At 65.1% G+C, this 15,038-nt stretch carries 15 protein-coding genes; 9 read left to right on the top strand and 6 right to left on the bottom strand.

Features of this window, described 5'->3' with window-relative positions; genetic code table 11:
• Positions 1-74: 74 nt before the first annotated feature.
• From DDF70_RS12590 to DDF70_RS12575, 4 genes are all read left to right on the top strand, one after another.
• Positions 75-1,115, top strand: coding sequence for a zinc-dependent alcohol dehydrogenase family protein (locus DDF70_RS12590; protein WP_114945206.1), 1,041 nt, complete (start codon positions 75-77; stop codon positions 1,113-1,115).
• Between the two features lie 103 nt (positions 1,116-1,218).
• Positions 1,219-2,313: an ATP phosphoribosyltransferase regulatory subunit gene (locus DDF70_RS12585; RefSeq protein ID WP_114945205.1), complete on the top strand. Its 1,095-nt coding sequence runs from the start codon at positions 1,219-1,221 to the stop codon at positions 2,311-2,313.
• Positions 2,313-3,287, top strand: a complete 975-nt coding sequence (gene hisG, locus DDF70_RS12580) for an ATP phosphoribosyltransferase (protein WP_114945204.1) — start codon at positions 2,313-2,315, stop codon at positions 3,285-3,287. The genes DDF70_RS12585 and hisG overlap by 1 nt, the downstream gene beginning before the upstream one ends.
• Positions 3,288-3,407: 120 nt before the next feature.
• On the top strand, positions 3,408-3,887 hold the full coding sequence (locus DDF70_RS12575) for an META domain-containing protein (RefSeq protein WP_114945203.1): 480 nt from the start codon (positions 3,408-3,410) through the stop codon (positions 3,885-3,887).
• Positions 3,888-4,105: 218 nt separating this feature from the next.
• On the opposite strand, the gene DDF70_RS12570 is transcribed toward DDF70_RS12575, so the two are convergent.
• Positions 4,106-6,202 (bottom strand): ABC transporter ATP-binding protein/permease, encoded by a 2,097-nt coding sequence (locus DDF70_RS12570; protein WP_114945202.1) that lies wholly within the window; start codon positions 6,200-6,202, stop codon positions 4,106-4,108.
• A gap of 263 nt (positions 6,203-6,465) precedes the next feature.
• Between DDF70_RS12570 and DDF70_RS12565 the strand changes: the two genes are divergently transcribed.
• The 4 genes from DDF70_RS12565 to DDF70_RS12550 all read left to right on the top strand — a co-directional run bounded on the left by DDF70_RS12565 (position 6,466) and on the right by DDF70_RS12550 (position 10,256).
• Positions 6,466-7,560, top strand: coding sequence for a methionine ABC transporter ATP-binding protein (locus DDF70_RS12565; RefSeq protein WP_114945201.1), 1,095 nt, complete (start codon positions 6,466-6,468; stop codon positions 7,558-7,560).
• A complete protein-coding gene (locus tag DDF70_RS12560) occupies positions 7,550-8,215 on the top strand; it encodes a methionine ABC transporter permease (protein WP_114945200.1) in 666 nt (221 codons plus the stop codon). Before DDF70_RS12565 ends, DDF70_RS12560 begins: the two co-directional genes overlap by 11 nt.
• Positions 8,216-8,248: 33 nt before the next feature.
• Positions 8,249-9,037 (top strand): MetQ/NlpA family ABC transporter substrate-binding protein, encoded by a 789-nt coding sequence (locus DDF70_RS12555; RefSeq protein WP_114945199.1) that lies wholly within the window; start codon positions 8,249-8,251, stop codon positions 9,035-9,037.
• Between the two features lie 190 nt (positions 9,038-9,227).
• Positions 9,228-10,256 carry an ABC transporter substrate-binding protein gene (locus DDF70_RS12550; protein ID WP_114945198.1) on the top strand — a complete coding sequence of 343 codons (1,029 nt, stop codon included), beginning with the start codon at positions 9,228-9,230 and terminating at the stop codon, positions 10,254-10,256.
• Positions 10,257-10,309: 53 nt separating this feature from the next.
• On the opposite strand, the gene DDF70_RS12545 is transcribed toward DDF70_RS12550, so the two are convergent.
• A complete protein-coding gene (locus DDF70_RS12545) occupies positions 10,310-11,404 on the bottom strand; it encodes a flavodoxin family protein (protein ID WP_114945197.1) in 1,095 nt (364 codons plus the stop codon).
• A 247-nt stretch (positions 11,405-11,651) separates the two neighbouring features.
• On the opposite strand from DDF70_RS12545, the gene DDF70_RS12540 reads away from it, so the two are divergent.
• Complete coding sequence (locus tag DDF70_RS12540) at positions 11,652-12,479, top strand: aldo/keto reductase (protein WP_114945196.1); 828 nt, start codon at positions 11,652-11,654, stop codon at positions 12,477-12,479.
• A 14-nt stretch (positions 12,480-12,493) separates the two neighbouring features.
• Here the strand turns inward: DDF70_RS12540 and DDF70_RS12535 are convergent, their stop codons facing one another.
• The 4 genes from DDF70_RS12535 to DDF70_RS12520 all read right to left on the bottom strand — a co-directional run bounded on the left by DDF70_RS12535 (position 12,494) and on the right by DDF70_RS12520 (position 14,881).
• Positions 12,494-13,303, bottom strand: a complete 810-nt coding sequence (locus DDF70_RS12535; protein WP_114945195.1) for an anti-sigma factor family protein — start codon at positions 13,301-13,303, stop codon at positions 12,494-12,496.
• Positions 13,300-13,806: a sigma-70 family RNA polymerase sigma factor gene (locus DDF70_RS12530; protein WP_114945241.1), complete on the bottom strand. Its 507-nt coding sequence runs from the start codon at positions 13,804-13,806 to the stop codon at positions 13,300-13,302. Before DDF70_RS12530 ends, DDF70_RS12535 begins: the two co-directional genes overlap by 4 nt.
• A 56-nt stretch (positions 13,807-13,862) precedes the next feature.
• Positions 13,863-14,249 (bottom strand): COG4315 family predicted lipoprotein, encoded by a 387-nt coding sequence (locus DDF70_RS12525; protein WP_114945194.1) that lies wholly within the window; start codon positions 14,247-14,249, stop codon positions 13,863-13,865.
• 83 nt (positions 14,250-14,332) lie between these two features.
• Entirely contained in the window at positions 14,333-14,881 is a 549-nt protein-coding gene (locus tag DDF70_RS12520) for a VOC family protein (protein WP_162820366.1), read from the bottom strand.
• Positions 14,882-15,038 lie beyond the last annotated feature (157 nt).

The following is a 15,038-nucleotide window of genomic DNA, read 5'->3' as shown; positions in this document are numbered from 1 at the left end:
GTGGCCGCATTTGCCCTGCTCCGATCCAGCCGCTATACCGCCCCTTTCCCATACGTCGCGAAGGAAAGGCCATCATGAAAGCGGTTCTCTTCGAGCAGTTCGGCCAGCCGCCGCGCGTGCAGAACGTGCCGGATCCGACACCCTCGGCGGAGGGCGTCGTGATCAAGGTGGAGGCGACGGGCCTGTGCCGGAGCGACTGGCACGGCTGGATGGGTCACGATCCCGACGTGGTGCTGCCGCATGTGCCGGGGCATGAGCTGGCGGGCACCGTTCTCGCGACGGGCAAGCAGGTGACGCGCTGGAAGACGGGCGACCGGGTGACCGTGCCGTTCGTCGGCGGCTGCGGCCATTGCCACGAATGCCATTCGGGCAATCACCAGGTCTGCGAGCAGCAGTTCCAGCCGGGCTTCACGGCCTGGGGATCCTTCGCGGAATATGTGGCGGTCGATTACGCCGACACCAATCTCGTGGCCCTGCCCGACGAGCTCGACTTCGCCACCGCCGCGAGCCTCGGCTGCCGCTTCGTCACGTCGTTCCGCGCCATCGTCGACCAGGGCCGCGTGAAGCCCGGGGAATGGGTGGCCGTGCATGGATGCGGCGGCGTGGGCCTCTCGGCCATCATGATCGCCAGCGCCATGGGAGCGAACGTGATCGCCATCGATCTCACCGACGAGAAGCTCGCCTTCGCGAGGACGATGGGCGCGGTGGCGACCGTCAATGCGCGCGAGGCCTCCGATGTGGTCGGCGCGGTCAAGGAGGTCACCGAGGGTGGCGCGCATGTGTCCATCGACGCCCTGGGCCATCCGGCGACCTGCTTCAATTCCATCGCGAACCTGCGCCGCCGCGGTCGTCACGTGCAGGTCGGCCTGATGGTGGGCGAGCATGCCCGCGCGCAGGTGCCGATGGCGCAGATCATCGCCCACGAGCTGGAGGTCTATGGCAGCCACGGCATGCAGGCCTTCCGCTACCAGGACATGATGGCCATGATCCGCACCGGCAAGCTGGCGCCGCAGAAGCTCGTGGGCCAGCATATCGGCCTCGACGAAGCCCCCGCCGCGCTCATGGCCATGGACCGGTTCGAAGGCCTGGGGATCAGCGTCATCACGCGCTTCTGAGCACCATGCGGATCTCACCTATTCACCCTTCCGGTCGAAAACAATCGCCATCCGGGCCCGGCATTGGTAGAGAGCATGCCGACATGAGGATTGGGCCAGGCCAGTGACGGAGACGGATGCCATTGTTGCGCTGATCGCGCTCTTCGAGCGCGAGGGCTATGCGCGGATCGAGCCGCCGGTGCTGCAGCCGGCGGACGTGTTCATCGACCTTTCGGGCGAGGACATCCGGCGACGCATGTTCGTGACCCAGGATGCCTCGGGCGCCGAACTGTGCCTGCGGCCCGAATATACGATCCCGGTCTGTCTGCATCATCTCCAGCGGCACGGCGCCCAGCCCTCCGGCTATTCCTACGGTGGGCCGGTCTTCCGCATGCGCCCGGGCGAGAGCGGCGAATTCCTGCAGGCGGGCCTGGAATCCATCGGCCGGAAGGACGTCTCGGCGGTCGATGCGGAGATCCTCGCCCTTGCCCTGGACGGCCTCAAGCAATTCGGCGGCCCTGCCCCCATCGTCAAGCTGGGCGACATGGGCCTGCTCCATGCCCTGATCGATGCCTTGGGCATCGCGCCGGCTGCCAAAAGGCGGGTGATCCGGGCGATCGTGTCGGGCCAGGGACTGGCGAGCCTTGCCGAGCCTGACGGGCCCGGCGCCCAGGAACATGCAGGCCTTCTCGCCGCCATCGAGGGGCAGGCACCCCATGCGGCAAAGGCCTTCGTGGAGGACATCCTGTCCATCGCGGGCATCGCCCGGGTCGGCGGGCGCAGCGCGGGCGAGATCGCCGAGCGTTTCCTGGCCCGCGCCGCGAACCGGACCGGCCTGCCCGACGAGGCCCGGCAGGTGCTGGAGCGCTACCTCACCATCGCGGGCGATCCTGACCAGGCGGCCCACGCGGTGAGGACCCTCGCCAAGGACGCGGGGCTCGATCTCAACGGGGCGCTGAGCCTCTTCGAGGCACGCACCGGCTTCATGGCCGCGCGGGGGCTCGATGTGGGCGCTTTCTCCTTCGCGGCCACCTTCGCCCGCAATCTCGACTACTACACGGGCTTCATCTTCGAGGTGCAGGACCCGCGCCGCCACGATGGCAAGCCGGTCGTGGGCGGCGGACGCTACGACCACCTGCTCGAGCATCTCGGCGCCGATGCGCCGATCCCGGCCGTCGGCTGCTCCTTCTGGCTCGACCGCATCGTGGGGAGGCCCTGATGACCGATTCCCCCCTCATTCTGGCTGTTCCCTCCAAGGGGCGCCTGCAGGAGAACGCGGCCGCGTTCTTCGCCCGGGCCGGCCTCGTCTTCACCCAGTCCCGTGGCGCACGCGACTATCGCGGCACGCTTGCCGGCGTGCCAGACGTGGAGGTCGCCTTCCTGTCGGCCTCCGAGATCGTGAGCCAGCTCGCCAGCGGCACGGCCCATCTCGGCATCACCGGGGAGGACCTGATCCGCGAGCAGATCGCCGATGCGGACGAGGCGGTCGAGCTTCTGACGCCGCTGGGCTTCGGGCATGCCAATGTGGTCGTCGCCGTGCCGCAAGCCTGGATCGACGTGCGGACAATGGCCGATCTCGACGAGGTCGCGGCCGACCTGCGTGCCCGTCACGGGACCAAGATGCGGGTTGCAACCAAATACGTGAACCTCACCCGCCGGTTCTTCGCCGAGAAGGGTGTGGCGGATTACCGGATCGTCGAGAGCCTGGGCGCCACCGAGGGCGCGCCGGGCGCGGGCTCGGCGGAACTGATCGTCGACATCACCACGACGGGCGCGACGCTTTCGGCCAATGCCCTGAAGATCCTCGACGACGGCGTGATGCTGCGCTCGGAGGCCAACCTCGTGGCCTCCGCCCGCGCTCCTTGGACGGACCGGGCCCGGGCTGCCGCCACCGCCGTGCTGACCCGCATCGCCGCCGAGGAGGAAGCCCGCACCAGCCGCGAGGTCCGTGCTGCGCTCGACCCGGCGCGGGCGTCGGCGCTCGTGGCGCTGGCGAAGGAGCACGGCGCAACCCTCCCCTACGGTAATGCCCTGGGACGCGAGGTCGTACTGCATTGCCGGGCCGCCAAGGTGTTCGAGATCGTGGCCGCCCTGCAGGGCATCGGCGCGCAGGACGTTACGGTACGGGCTTTCGACTATCTGTTCCGCCCCACCAATGCGCTCACCGAACGGCTCCTGCGGCGGATCGGGTAGCATGATCGTGAGCTCGCCTTCACCAGGACTTCAGGCTTGGTGTGCATCTTCACGTGAGAGAGTTGCCTCAATGCTCAAGGCCTCTTATGGTCCCTGCGCTTTTCTGTAGTAGAGGTTCCGATGAACGCGCTTCGACTTGCGACATGTCTGGTGGCTTTCGCCGCCGTCTCGGGAGCTCATGCCCAATCGGCCGCCACCCTCGGCCGACCGGCCGGCCCGACCCGTCAGGTGGATAACAAGGTCCCGCAGCCGGGCGAAACCGGCAAGATCTTCCCGCTGAACTCCTCCTGGGTGGCCGTCAGCCTGAACGGCAAGCCTTTCACCGGCGAGCGTCCGAGCTTCAGGCTCGACGACCAACTCCGGGCCACCGGCTTCAGCGGCTGCAACACCTATGCCACCGCGGCCTATCCCCTGCGCGAGCAGGGCTTGGCCGTCGGTCCCTTCGCCTTGACGAAGAAGAGCTGCGACAAGTCCACGATGGCCATCGAGCAGGCCTTCCTGGTGGCCCTCCGCTCCTCGGGCAAATGGGATATCAAGGGCCGCAACCTGATCATCCAGACCCAGAACGGTGGCCAGCTGATCCTGGAGCGCTCGCTCTGAGGCATTGGCTTTGGTTCACATGAAAAGGCCGGCATCACGCCGGCCTTTTTCGTTGGTGCTTGCTGTCATGCCCGGCCTTACAGCTGCCGGGGACGGCGCTCACCCCGTCATGGCCGGGCTTGTCCCGGCCATCCCGATACGGAAAACCGCGGCGGCTCAACCAATCGGGATCACCGGCACAAGGCCGGTGATGTCATGGGAGGTGCTGAAGGCACGTCCTACTCCGCAGGCTCCGCCTGCCGCAGATCCACCGGGGTCGAGAGGCCGCTTTCGGTCTTCTTCATGTCGACGCGCCGGTCGTGATAGGCGGAGAGCGTGGAGCGGTGGCCGATGGACACGACAGTCGTGTTCGGCAGCTTCTCGCGGATGATCCGGTAGATCTCCCCTTCCGTGGGCTCGTCGAGAGCGGCTGTCGCCTCGTCCAGGAACAGCCAGTCGGGCTTGGCGAGAAGCGCGCGGGCGACCGCGAGGCGTTGCTGCTCGCCGAGCGACAGGGTCTGCGCCCAGTTGCGATCCTCGTCGAGGCGCTCGGCGATCTGCGGCAGCCTGGCCCCGCGCAAGGCTTCGGCGATCTGACCGTCCTCATAGGATTCGGCCCTGCCGGGATAGGTGACGGCCTCGCGCAGCGTCCCGATTGGGATGTAGGGCCGCTGCGGCAGGAGCATCATGGTCTGTCCCTCGGGCACCAGCACCTGCCCTTTGCCGAAGGGCCAGATCCCGGCGATGGCGCGGAACAGGGTGGACTTGCCAGATCCAGACGGTCCGGTCATGAGCGTGCGTTCGCCCGGGCGGAAGGTCAGGGCATCCGTGTGCATCAGGGCACTGCCATCGGGCAGGCGTACATCGAGATCCTTCAAGCGCAGCTCCCGGCCGGACGCTTCGTTCACGACGAGCTTGCTTTCGCCGCCGACCCGCTGGGCGGACGCAATCGCGCCCTCGAACGTGGTGAGACGGTCGAGCACGGCCTTGTAGTCCGCGAGCGTCGTATAGATCGTGATGAAGTAGGTCAGAGCCGACTCGACCCGCGAGAACGCGCCGACCACCTGCTGCATCTGGCCCAGCGAGATCTTGCCGATGAAGTAATAGGGTGCCGTCAGGATATAGGGCACCACCACGTTGGCCTGGAAATAGGCCGAGGTGAAGGTGTTGAGCTTGATGAGGCGGAACACGATCTGCATGTAGTTGTCGACGATCTGCCCGAAACGCCGTCCCAGGCCCTCCCGCTCGGCCCGCTCGCCGGAGAGGAGCGCCACCTGCTCCGTGTATTCGCGCAGGCGCGCCAGGGAGAAGCGGTAGTTCGCCTCCAGGCGCTCCTGTTCGAAATTGAGGGCGATCAGCGGCCGGCCGATGAGGTGCGTCACCCAGGTGCCGAGAATGGCATAGCCCGCGCAGACCCACACCAGCAGGCCCGGGATCTCCCAGCTCGTCCCCGGGAAGGTGAAGCCCGCCGAGATCGTCCAGAGAATGGCCACGAAGGATACGAGGGTCGCGGCCTGGTTCATGAGGCCGACGGACAGGGAATAGGTGCTCTCGACGAACTTGCGCAGGTCTTCGGAGATGCGCTGGTCCGGGTTGTCCGCGCCCCGGCCCATGATCTGCATCCGGTAATGCGTTCCATCGCCGAGCCACTCGCGCACGTAATAGGTGTTGAGGAAAGCGCGCCAGCGGATGGTGAGCACGTTCTGCAGCAGCACCTCGGTCAGCGCCATGGCCACGAACACGGCTGCCAGGGGCGTGAAGATGACGAAGAGCTGATACCAGAAGGCAGCCGCATCCTTGTCCTGCAACGCATTGAACATGTCGCGCGAGAAGAAGCTGAGGCGGACATTGAGGGCCACTTGGGCCAAGTTGATCGCGATGAGGATCGCGATCATCCAGGTGCCGATGGTGCCTTCGCGGGCACGCACGAGACCGAGGAAGGGAATGCGGATGACGCTGGCGGCCTGGGACTCGAGATAGAGATCGGTGATCCGGCAGATGGTGCGAACGACCGGCACATAGGACAGGCCGTAAACGATCGCCCCGAAGCCGGTCGCGCCGAGCGCGGCGGAGGGCGGCGGGACGTACCCCGTATAGTCGCCCGTGATCAGGCCTGCGGTGGCCCCGAGGACGAGCAGGACGAGCACGATGTGCGTCACCGACACCATCGCGAGGAAGATACGAAGGAATTTCGGGATGTCCCGTCCGATGTACACGATCCCGGCCAAGGCCAGGGTCGAGAGGGGCAGGTAGAACGGAACGGCGACCGCCCCGGACAGAGAAGCCGCCAGAACGCCCAAGCCCAGGATCGCCAGCGCAATGCTCGCCTTGATCATACACATCTCCTGCCGGGATCCCGTTCCCGGCGCCATAGAAATCCGGAGTAGCCGGATCAATGGTGCTTGTGGCGAAAGAAAGGAGGAACTTCCGCCTCCTGCAAGCGATAGCAGCCTTGTGAGATGAGCAACAGGCCGTTAAATGGCCTGTCTCGTTCGGAAAAAGCAGCGTGTCCTGTTTAACGAACGAAAAGGTTGACTTAGAGAACGGGATGTTTCATGTGTCATATCGACATCCCTGACGTCACTGAAAAGGCGACATCATGAACGCCCCTCTTGGATATCTCGGCGAACAGACCGCCCAGCGCCTGATTCCGGCGGAGCCCATCGTGCGCCTGGAGAAGGTGTCGAAAACTTTCCCCGGCCGTGACGGCCAGCCCGTGACGGCCCTGCAGGAGATCAATCTTGCAGTGCCGCAGGGTTCCATCCTTGGCGTGATCGGCCGCTCAGGCGCCGGCAAGTCGACCCTGATCCGCCTCGTGAACGGGCTGGAAAAGCCGACCTCCGGCAAGGTGATCGTCGATGGCGCGGACATCGCGGCCCTTCCCGAGGCCGCCCTTCGCCATGCCCGCCGCTCCATCGGCATGATCTTCCAGCACTTCAACCTGCTCTCCTCGCGGACGGCCGCCCAGAACATCGCCCTGCCGCTCGAGGTCGCAGGTTACGACAGGGCCGAGATCAAGACCCGCGTCGAGGAGCTTCTGGCCCTGGTCGGCCTCTCGGACAAGCGCAACCGGTACCCTTCGGAGCTCTCCGGCGGCCAGAAGCAGCGCGTTGGCATCGCCCGCGCGCTCGCCACCAAGCCCAAGGTTCTCCTGTCGGACGAGGCGACCTCGGCCCTCGACCCGGAGACCACCCGGTCGATCCTCGACCTGCTCGGCCGCATCAACGAAGAGCTCGGCCTGACGATCCTGCTCATCACCCACGAGATGGCGGTCATCCGCAACATCGCCCGCGAGGTCGCGGTGATCGAAGGCGGGCGCATCGTCGAGCAGGGCGACGTGTTCGAGGTCTTCACCCGGCCGCAGCACGAGGTCACCCGCTCCTTCCTGGCGGACGAATCCGGCCGCGCGCTGCCGCCCTATGTGCAGAGCAGGCTCAAGGCCGAGGCGACGCCCGGCAGCCAGGCGGTCGTCCGCATCGGCTTCCGCGGCCCGCACGCGACGGACCCGGTTCTCGCGCGGCTCGCGCGAGATCTCAACATCGAGACCAACATCCTGTCGGGCTCGGTGGACGAGATCGCAGGCCGCCCCTTCGGCACCCTGGTGGTCGGCGTGCCGGAGCAGTCCCTCGCCACAACACTCGATTTCCTGAACAAGCACGGACTCGACACGGAGGTCCTCGGCCATGTCGCCTGAGATGATCCGCCTCATCACCAATTCCACCGGTGAAACCCTCTACATGGTCGCGGTCGCGGCCCTGATCGCCACCCTGTTCGGACTGCCGCTCGGCGTGTTCCTCGCCACATCCGGCAAGGGCGAATTGTTCTCGGCCCCTTGGGTGAACCGCGTGCTCGGCGTCGTCGTCAACGCCACGCGCTCGACGCCCTTCATCATCCTGGTCGTCGCGATCATTCCCTTCACGCGCCTGATCGCCGGCACCTCTATCGGCACCAATGCCGCCATCGTGCCGCTGACGATCGCGGCCACGCCCTTCATCGCGCGCCTCATCGAAGGTGCGATCCGCGAAGTGGACCAGGGGCTGATCGAAGCCGCGCGCGCCTTCGGGGCAACGCCGATCCAGATCGTGCGCAAGGTGCTGATCCCGGAAGCCCTCCCCGGCATCGTGCTCGGGCTTACCCTCGCGGTCGTGTCGCTCCTGGGCTTCTCGGCCATGGTGGGCGCGGTCGGCGGCGGCGGCCTCGGCGACCTCGGCATCCGCTACGGCTATCAGCGTTTCATGCCCGAGATGATGCTTGCCGTCGTGGTGGTGCTCATCGTCCTCGTCCAAGCGGTGCAGAGCATCGGCGACCGCCTCGCCCGCCACCTCAACAAGCGCATCCGCCACGCCTGATCTTTACTAAGAACATCGTTCAAGGAGTATTCGATGTCCCTCAAGAAACTGGGCCTTGCCGCCCTCTTCTCGCTCGCCGCCCTGCCCGCTCTTGCGCAGCAGACACAGACGATCCGCATCGGCGCCACGCCCGGCCCTCATGCGCAGATTCTCGAAGCCGTGAAGCCCATCGCGGCGCAGAAGGGGCTCGACATCAAGATCGTCGAGTTCTCCGACTACGTGGTGCCAAACGCGGCTCTGGCCGCAGGGGACCTCGAGGCGAACTCGTTCCAGAACCAGCCCTACCTCGACAATCAGGTGGCCGATCGCGGCTTCAAGATCGAAAGCGTCGGCCTGACGGTGAACTTCCCGATCGGAATCTATTCGAAAAAGCACAAGAGCCTCGAGGCGCTGCCGAACGGCGCGACGATCTCGATCCCGAACGACCCCACCAATGGCGGCCGCGCCCTCATCCTTCTGCAGGACAAGGGCCTGATCAAGCTGAAGGACAATGTCGGCTTCAAGCCCACGCCGATCGACGTTACCGACAACCCGAAGAAGATCAAATTCGTCGAGATCGAAGCCGCACAGGGGCCGCGTGTACTCGATGATGTCGACGCCGGCATCATCAACACCAACTACGCGACGGCCGGTGGGCTCGATCCGGTGAAGGATCCCATCGCCCGCGAGAATCCGAAGGGTCCCTACGTGAATCTCATCGCCGTTCGCAGCGAGGACAAGAACAAGCCTTGGGTGAAGGCTCTCCTCGAGTCCTATCACTCGCCCGAAGTGAAGAAGTTCATCGAAGAGAAGTTCAAGGGCTCCGTGCTGACCAGCTGGTAAGCGGCACACCTCTAAAGCATCCGAAGGCCGGGCCTCGTGCCCGGCCTTTTGTTGTTCGGCGTAGACCCAGCGGGCGCGCCCTCGACCAAAGCCGCCTTGACAAAAAGCCGGCTAAGTTTCCTCATCGCGTGGTTCCTTGAATCACAATGTCAGCCGGGCCGATGCAGCCCGGCATCCGGGAGGAAATCTCATGCGACTGTCACTGCTGGGCCTCGCCCTTACGACAACTCTCTGCGCGGCACCTTATGCCGCTCAGGCTCAGGCGCCGATCACCATCTATTGCTCCATTCTCGAAGAGCAGTGCCGCGTCGGTGTCGCGGCCTTCGAGAAGGCGACGGGCGCGAAGGCCACGATGGTGCGCAAGAGCACCGGCGAAACCCTGGCGCAGATCAGGGCCGAAGCCTCGAACCCGCGCGCCGATATATGGTGGGGCGGCCCAGGCGATTCCCATATCCAAGCGGCCGAGGAAGGTCTGACCGTCGAATACAAGTCGCCCAAGCTGCCGGAGCTGCATGACTGGGCCCAGCGCTTCGCGGAGCAGGCCGGGTACCGCGCGACGGGAACTTATCTCGGCGCCCTCGGGATCGGCTACAACACGAAGGTGCTCGAAAGCCGCGGCCTGCCGGAGCCGAAATGCTGGGCGGATCTGCTCGATCCGAAATACCGCGACGAGGTGCAGGTCTCCGATCCGAACTCGTCCGGCACGGCCTATGTCTTCCTGGCCTCGCTCGTTCAGCTAATGGGCGAGGACAAGGCCTTCGACTACATGAAAACCCTGCACAAGAACGTCAATCAATACACCAAGTCCGGGGCCGCTCCGGTCAAGGCCGTGGCGCTGGGCGAAACCGGGATCGCCATCGCGTTCATGCACGACATGGTGACGATGATAGCCGAGGGCGCCCCGGTCAAAACCCTCGCTCCCTGCGAAGGCACAGGCTACGAGACTGGATCCATCTCCGTCGTGAAGGGCGGCAAGAATACGGAGACGGCGCAGAAATTCGTGGACTGGGCGCTCTCGGCGGAGGCACAGAAGCTCGTCGGCTCGGACCTGAAGATCTATTCCATCGCGTCCAACAAGAACGCGCCGGTTTCGCCGGATGCGCCGAAGCTATCGGAGATGAAGCTGATCAACTACGACACGGCCAAATACGGTTCCGTGGCGGAGCGGACGCGCCTGCTGAAGAAGTGGGATGCCGAAGTCAAGTCGGCTCCCAAATAAGATCGACCCGAACGAACTTCTCTCATGGAGGCCGGGCGCCATGCCCGGCCGTTTCACTTCTGACGCGGCTCTTTGAGCGCCTTGCCGGCGGAGACGAGCTTTCCCTCCCGCTTCGCCTTGACGGCTTCCAGGAGCGTCCATGCGGCGTTGCGGACCTCATCCTGCACGGCCCGATCCCGGTCGAGTTCCTCGTGGCTGGTGGCATAGGGCTTCCAATAGCCGATATAGCGCTCGAATTCCGCGGCTCCGCCCGCGGACTCGAGATCCATGGCGCGTAGCCAGTCGGACAGGCTGCGGCGAACGCCGCCCGCGCCCTCCGCGTCGCCGTGGACGACGACGGAGAAGAGCCGGCCTTCCAGGTGCTTGGGATAATCCCAGCCCTTCAGCTCGAGCCTCTTCGCAAGATCCGTTTTCTTGCCCTGTGTCGATGTGGGATCCGGATTGCCGCCATCGGCGCAGACGAGCCGGTCCATCATCAGCTTCAAGGGAGACGAGACCTGGTACCAGTTGACCGGAGTGACGATCATGACGCCGTGGGCTTCCACCCATTTCGGGTAGATGTCGTTCATCCAGTCCTGGGTCTGCCCGAGCGAGTAATTGGGATAACAGGAACAGGGCCAATGGCACAAAGCGGCCGCCGTCGAGAAGCAGGCCTTGCAGGGATGGATATGGCGGCCGTACTCGGCGGTGAGACGGCTCAGTTCCAGCACTTCGACCTCGGTATTTCCGGCGCTGGCGAGAACCTGATGGGCGATCTCCACGAGACGGTAGCTCTTGGACATCTCGCCGGGACAGGTGTGCTCGCTGCGCGACGAGGCCGAGATCAGCAGGAAACGGGCCGGGCCGCCCGGATCCTCATGCCGCTTCTGCGCCTGCTCGATGGCTTCCTTCGCGGCGATCCAATCGACCGCGAGATCGTAGTCGGGATCTGCGAAGCCCGGGCCTGCCTTTCGGGTCTTGGGGCTTTTCCTGTGATGGCTGTAAGCATCCCAGGCCGCATCGGCAATCCGCTGAAGCTCGTTCTCCAGAGGCTCGTAGGCAGGGTCCTGAAACTGCTCGAGAAACCGTTTGCGGAACTCGGCCTGGTCGAGGGTCGGATCGGGCGTGCCCTTCCGCGCTTCTGGAACGGACAATGCGAGCTCCTGCATCGAGAGAAGATGTGCCAAGCTTGCAACGCGGGGTGGCTATGCCGGTTCCGGCATGGCGCAGGCCCGAGACGATCACTATTTGCTTATTCCCACGTGAAGCATCGGACCCAAAAGTGGATTTGCACTTTTGGGATCCAATCCGATGCTCCGCTCTTGAAAAGCGCATCGTTGATGCGGAAAACCGGGTCCACTTTTCCGCACGATGCGCCAGCCCTATTCTCCTGCCGCACGATCAATGGAGCAGTCTATGTCGATTATACCCACTGTCCGCCTGAACGATGGAAACGCCATGCCGCAATTCGGCTACGGCGTCTGGCGGGTCTCCAACGAGGAAGCCGCGAGCGCTGTCGGCGAGGCCATCAAGGCAGGCTACCGCTCCATCGATACGGCTGCGATCTACGGCAACGAGGAAGGTGTGGGGCAGGCCATCAAGGCAGCGCCCGTCTCGCGCGACGAACTCTTCATCACCACGAAGGTCTGGAACGACCGCCACGGCTACGACAGCACGTTGCAGGCCTTCGACGAGAGCCTGGCGCGCCTCGGACTCGATCATGTCGATCTCTATCTCATCCACTGGCCCGTGGCTGGCAGCGACGCTTATCTCGACACGTGGCGCGCGTTGATCAAGTTGAAGCAGGATGGCCGCGCGAAATCCATCGGCGTGTCGAACTTCATGGTGCCGCATCTGCGGCGGCTGATCGATGAGACCGGTGTGACGCCGTCCGTCAATCAGATCGAACTGCATCCGCGCTTCCAGCAGAACGAACTGCGCGCCTTCCACTCCAAGAACGGAATCGTCACGGAATCCTGGAGCCCGCTCGGACAGGGCACGCTCGTCGCCGACGAGACCCTTGCCGCGATCGGCCGCAAATACGGCAAGACACCCGCACAGGTCATTCTTCGTTGGCATCTCGACAACGGTCTCGTGGTCATTCCGAAATCCGTCACGCCGTCGCGCATGCGCGAGAACATCGACGTGTTCGACTTCAAGCTCGATGCGGAGGACATGCGCGTGATCGAAGGTCTCGACGATGCTTCCGGCCGCGTCGGACCTGATCCGGCCGTTTTCGGCTGACGACACGATGAGTGCTACAAGTGACCCTTCTCGGGCTCGCTTGTAGCCTCGAGCTGCTTGTAGATCGCCTCGGCAACCGGCAGAAGCTGGGCACGGCTCACCTTTGCCGTCACCACATAGGACAGCCCCTTGTCGATCCAGGAGCATGCGGAGATACCGTCCCGCTCCTCGAAGCGGAAGGATGTCTCCGTCTCGTCCCCACCTGCACGGGCATAGAGCGTGAGGCGGTTTCCACCCGCATTTTCATACATGAAGAGCGCCGCCGCCTCGCCGCCGTCGGGCAGCAGTCGCCCACCGATGAGATGGTAGCCCTGGGCATTCAGGTTCGGCGCCGTCAGCGGCTTGCCCACGCGGCGCGATAGCCATTGCACGAGATGCGCCTCCTGCTCGGCGGGAACTTCCACGGGGTGCAGCCGCTCGCTGACATAGATGCGGTGCGCCGCGATGGCGTTGTCGGCGACGCTCACGGACTCCGCCTGCTTCAGCGCGCGGGACGCCCACCAGACACCGCCCCAGGCTCCCATGGCTCCGCCGATCGCGAGCCACGCCAGGACGGCTGCGAAAGCCGCGGGACGCAACGTCGAGGAGCGGCGCCGCGCAGCCACGAGATTGGCGACTCGCAGGCGTGACGGGATGGGCTCCTGAGCCTTGAAGGCGAGGCGCGCGCGCAGGGCTTCCCGGAGCGCGGTCTCGCGCTCGACCTGCTCGGCCGTTGCCGGGTGATCGGCGAGATAGGCCTTCACCGCCTCGCGCTGCGAAGCCGAAAGCCTGCCGTCGACGAAAGCCTGCAGATCGTCTTCTCCGATGGGTCGCTCGCCCGTCACTTCACTCTCCTCAAGGTGGCGCTGCGCCCGTTCTCCATGAATTCCCTCAGGTGCGCCCGCGCGCGGCTCAGGCGGGACATCACCGTGCCGAGCGGGATGTCCAACGCCTGCGCGGCCTGCTCGTAGGACAGGTCCTCGACGCCGACCAGCAGCAGAATGGAACGCTGCTCCTCCGGCAGGGCATCGAGCCCTCTCAGGACGTCGTGCAACCCGGCATGGCCTTCCGGGCTCGTGCCGGGCGCCTGGACATCGTTCAGGACATCCTCCGCCACGCGCGTGCCCTGCGCCTTGCGTCGGCGCAGGCTGTTGATGAACAGGTTGCGCTGGATCGCGAAGAGCCAAGCCCGCAAATCGCCGTCGCGCCGCTGGTGCCAGCGGCTGATCGCGCGCTCCAGCGTGTCCTGAACGAGATCGTCTGCCGCCTCGCCGTCGCGCAGCAGGGCCCAGGCGTAGCGGCGCAGGCCTGGGATCTGCGGCTCGAGAAGGGAAGCGATCTCGTCCAAGGTCAAGTCTCTGTTGGCGGCATCATTGAACGATGAATTGGCATGTCCGGCAACCGTTACGGCGCCGCGATATGCCAGACATTGTTGACGCCGTCGCCCGTGACCTCGCCCGGCTTGGTGTCCTTGACCCAGAGATAAAGCGGCTTGCCCTTATAGGCCCATTGCTTGGAGCCGTCGTCGCGGGTCACCACGCTCCAGTCGCCCGATGCGGCGGCACCGCCGGCTGCCATGAGGGGCGGCCAGTTCTGGGCGCACTGGCCGTTGCAGGCGGATTTGCCGGCCGTGTCGCGGTCGAAGGTATAGAGGGTCATGCCTTTGGCATCGACGAGGGCCTTGCCCTTGCTCGTATCCGCCACCTTCGCAGGGGCTGCGCCCTGGGCGAGCGCGACGGATGCGGCGACGAGGGCTCCGGCCAGGACGGCCGGACGCAGAAACAGCTTCATGGGTGTCCTCCTGAGGTCGACGATGACCACGATTCAGAGACACGCCGTGCTTGGCCTTATTCCCGCCCCTGGGATGGATTTTTTTATCGCCCCATCGCGTGGAAGCTGTTCTCGTCGATGGGTTCGCGCAGCTCGATCCGATGGCGGCCGTTGTCACGGATCTGCGCCGTTCGAAAGCGCCCGTCGAGCTCATCCTCGGGATTTTGCAGGATCTCGACCCCGGCTTTCCGCAGGCGCTCGACCTCCTTGTCCACATCGGGAACCAGGAGACTGATGACCGGCAGCCGCGTGACCGCGACGCCGCCCGTGGCATGGGGTTCCTGTTCCGGCTGCAGCAGGTGATCGACCTCGGTGATTTCCAGGAGGAAGCCGCTGCGCTCCAGAACGGCCGTGCGCCCCTGAACGAAGTTCTCGGAGCCGATCAGCCGAAACCCGAGCTTCTCCTGGTACCAGCCCACGGTCTCGTCGAAATCCGGCGTTCGGATGGAGGTGGAGCTGGGGCGCGAGGTCGGTGCCGACTGCGCCTGTGCCGAAGACATGTCCGGGATGACGGCAGCCGCGAGGAGACTAAGGGCCAGCCCGGCCACGACACCGCGCAGCAATCGGGTGAAGAGTGAGGAAATTCGCTTCACGGGGGAGCCCTCGTCAGCCGGAACTGAGCGCATCGTGCGGACCCGGAGGGCCGCGCCCAACGATGCGCTCTTCAAAGAGTGAAGCATCGGATGGGTCCCGAAAGTGCAAATCCACTTTCGGGTCCGATGCTTTGCCGTCTTCTCTCATGAACGCCCC

It is taken from the genome of Microvirga calopogonii (assembly GCF_003347665.1).
In the GTDB taxonomy this organism is placed as follows: domain Bacteria; phylum Pseudomonadota; class Alphaproteobacteria; order Rhizobiales; family Beijerinckiaceae; genus Microvirga; species Microvirga calopogonii.
The sequence above is the reverse complement of the archived record's forward strand: the minus strand, read 5'-3'. Positions and strand labels throughout refer to the sequence as shown.

Coding starts and splice junctions, on each gene's coding strand:
- DDF70_RS12590 (WP_114945206.1), top strand. CDS start 75: ATGAAAGCGGTTCTCTTCGAGCAGTTCGGCCAGCCGCCGCGCGTGCAG.
- hisG (WP_114945204.1), top strand. CDS start 2,313: ATGACCGATTCCCCCCTCATTCTGGCTGTTCCCTCCAAGGGGCGCCTG.
- DDF70_RS12575 (WP_114945203.1), top strand. CDS start 3,408: ATGAACGCGCTTCGACTTGCGACATGTCTGGTGGCTTTCGCCGCCGTC.
- DDF70_RS12570 (WP_114945202.1), bottom strand. CDS start 6,202: ATGATCAAGGCGAGCATTGCGCTGGCGATCCTGGGCTTGGGCGTTCTG.
- DDF70_RS12565 (WP_114945201.1), top strand. CDS start 6,466: ATGAACGCCCCTCTTGGATATCTCGGCGAACAGACCGCCCAGCGCCTG.
- DDF70_RS12560 (WP_114945200.1), top strand. CDS start 7,550: ATGTCGCCTGAGATGATCCGCCTCATCACCAATTCCACCGGTGAAACC.
- DDF70_RS12555 (WP_114945199.1), top strand. CDS start 8,249: ATGTCCCTCAAGAAACTGGGCCTTGCCGCCCTCTTCTCGCTCGCCGCC.
- DDF70_RS12550 (WP_114945198.1), top strand. CDS start 9,228: ATGCGACTGTCACTGCTGGGCCTCGCCCTTACGACAACTCTCTGCGCG.
- DDF70_RS12545 (WP_114945197.1), bottom strand. CDS start 11,404: ATGCAGGAGCTCGCATTGTCCGTTCCAGAAGCGCGGAAGGGCACGCCC.
- DDF70_RS12540 (WP_114945196.1), top strand. CDS start 11,652: ATGTCGATTATACCCACTGTCCGCCTGAACGATGGAAACGCCATGCCG.
- DDF70_RS12525 (WP_114945194.1), bottom strand. CDS start 14,249: ATGAAGCTGTTTCTGCGTCCGGCCGTCCTGGCCGGAGCCCTCGTCGCC.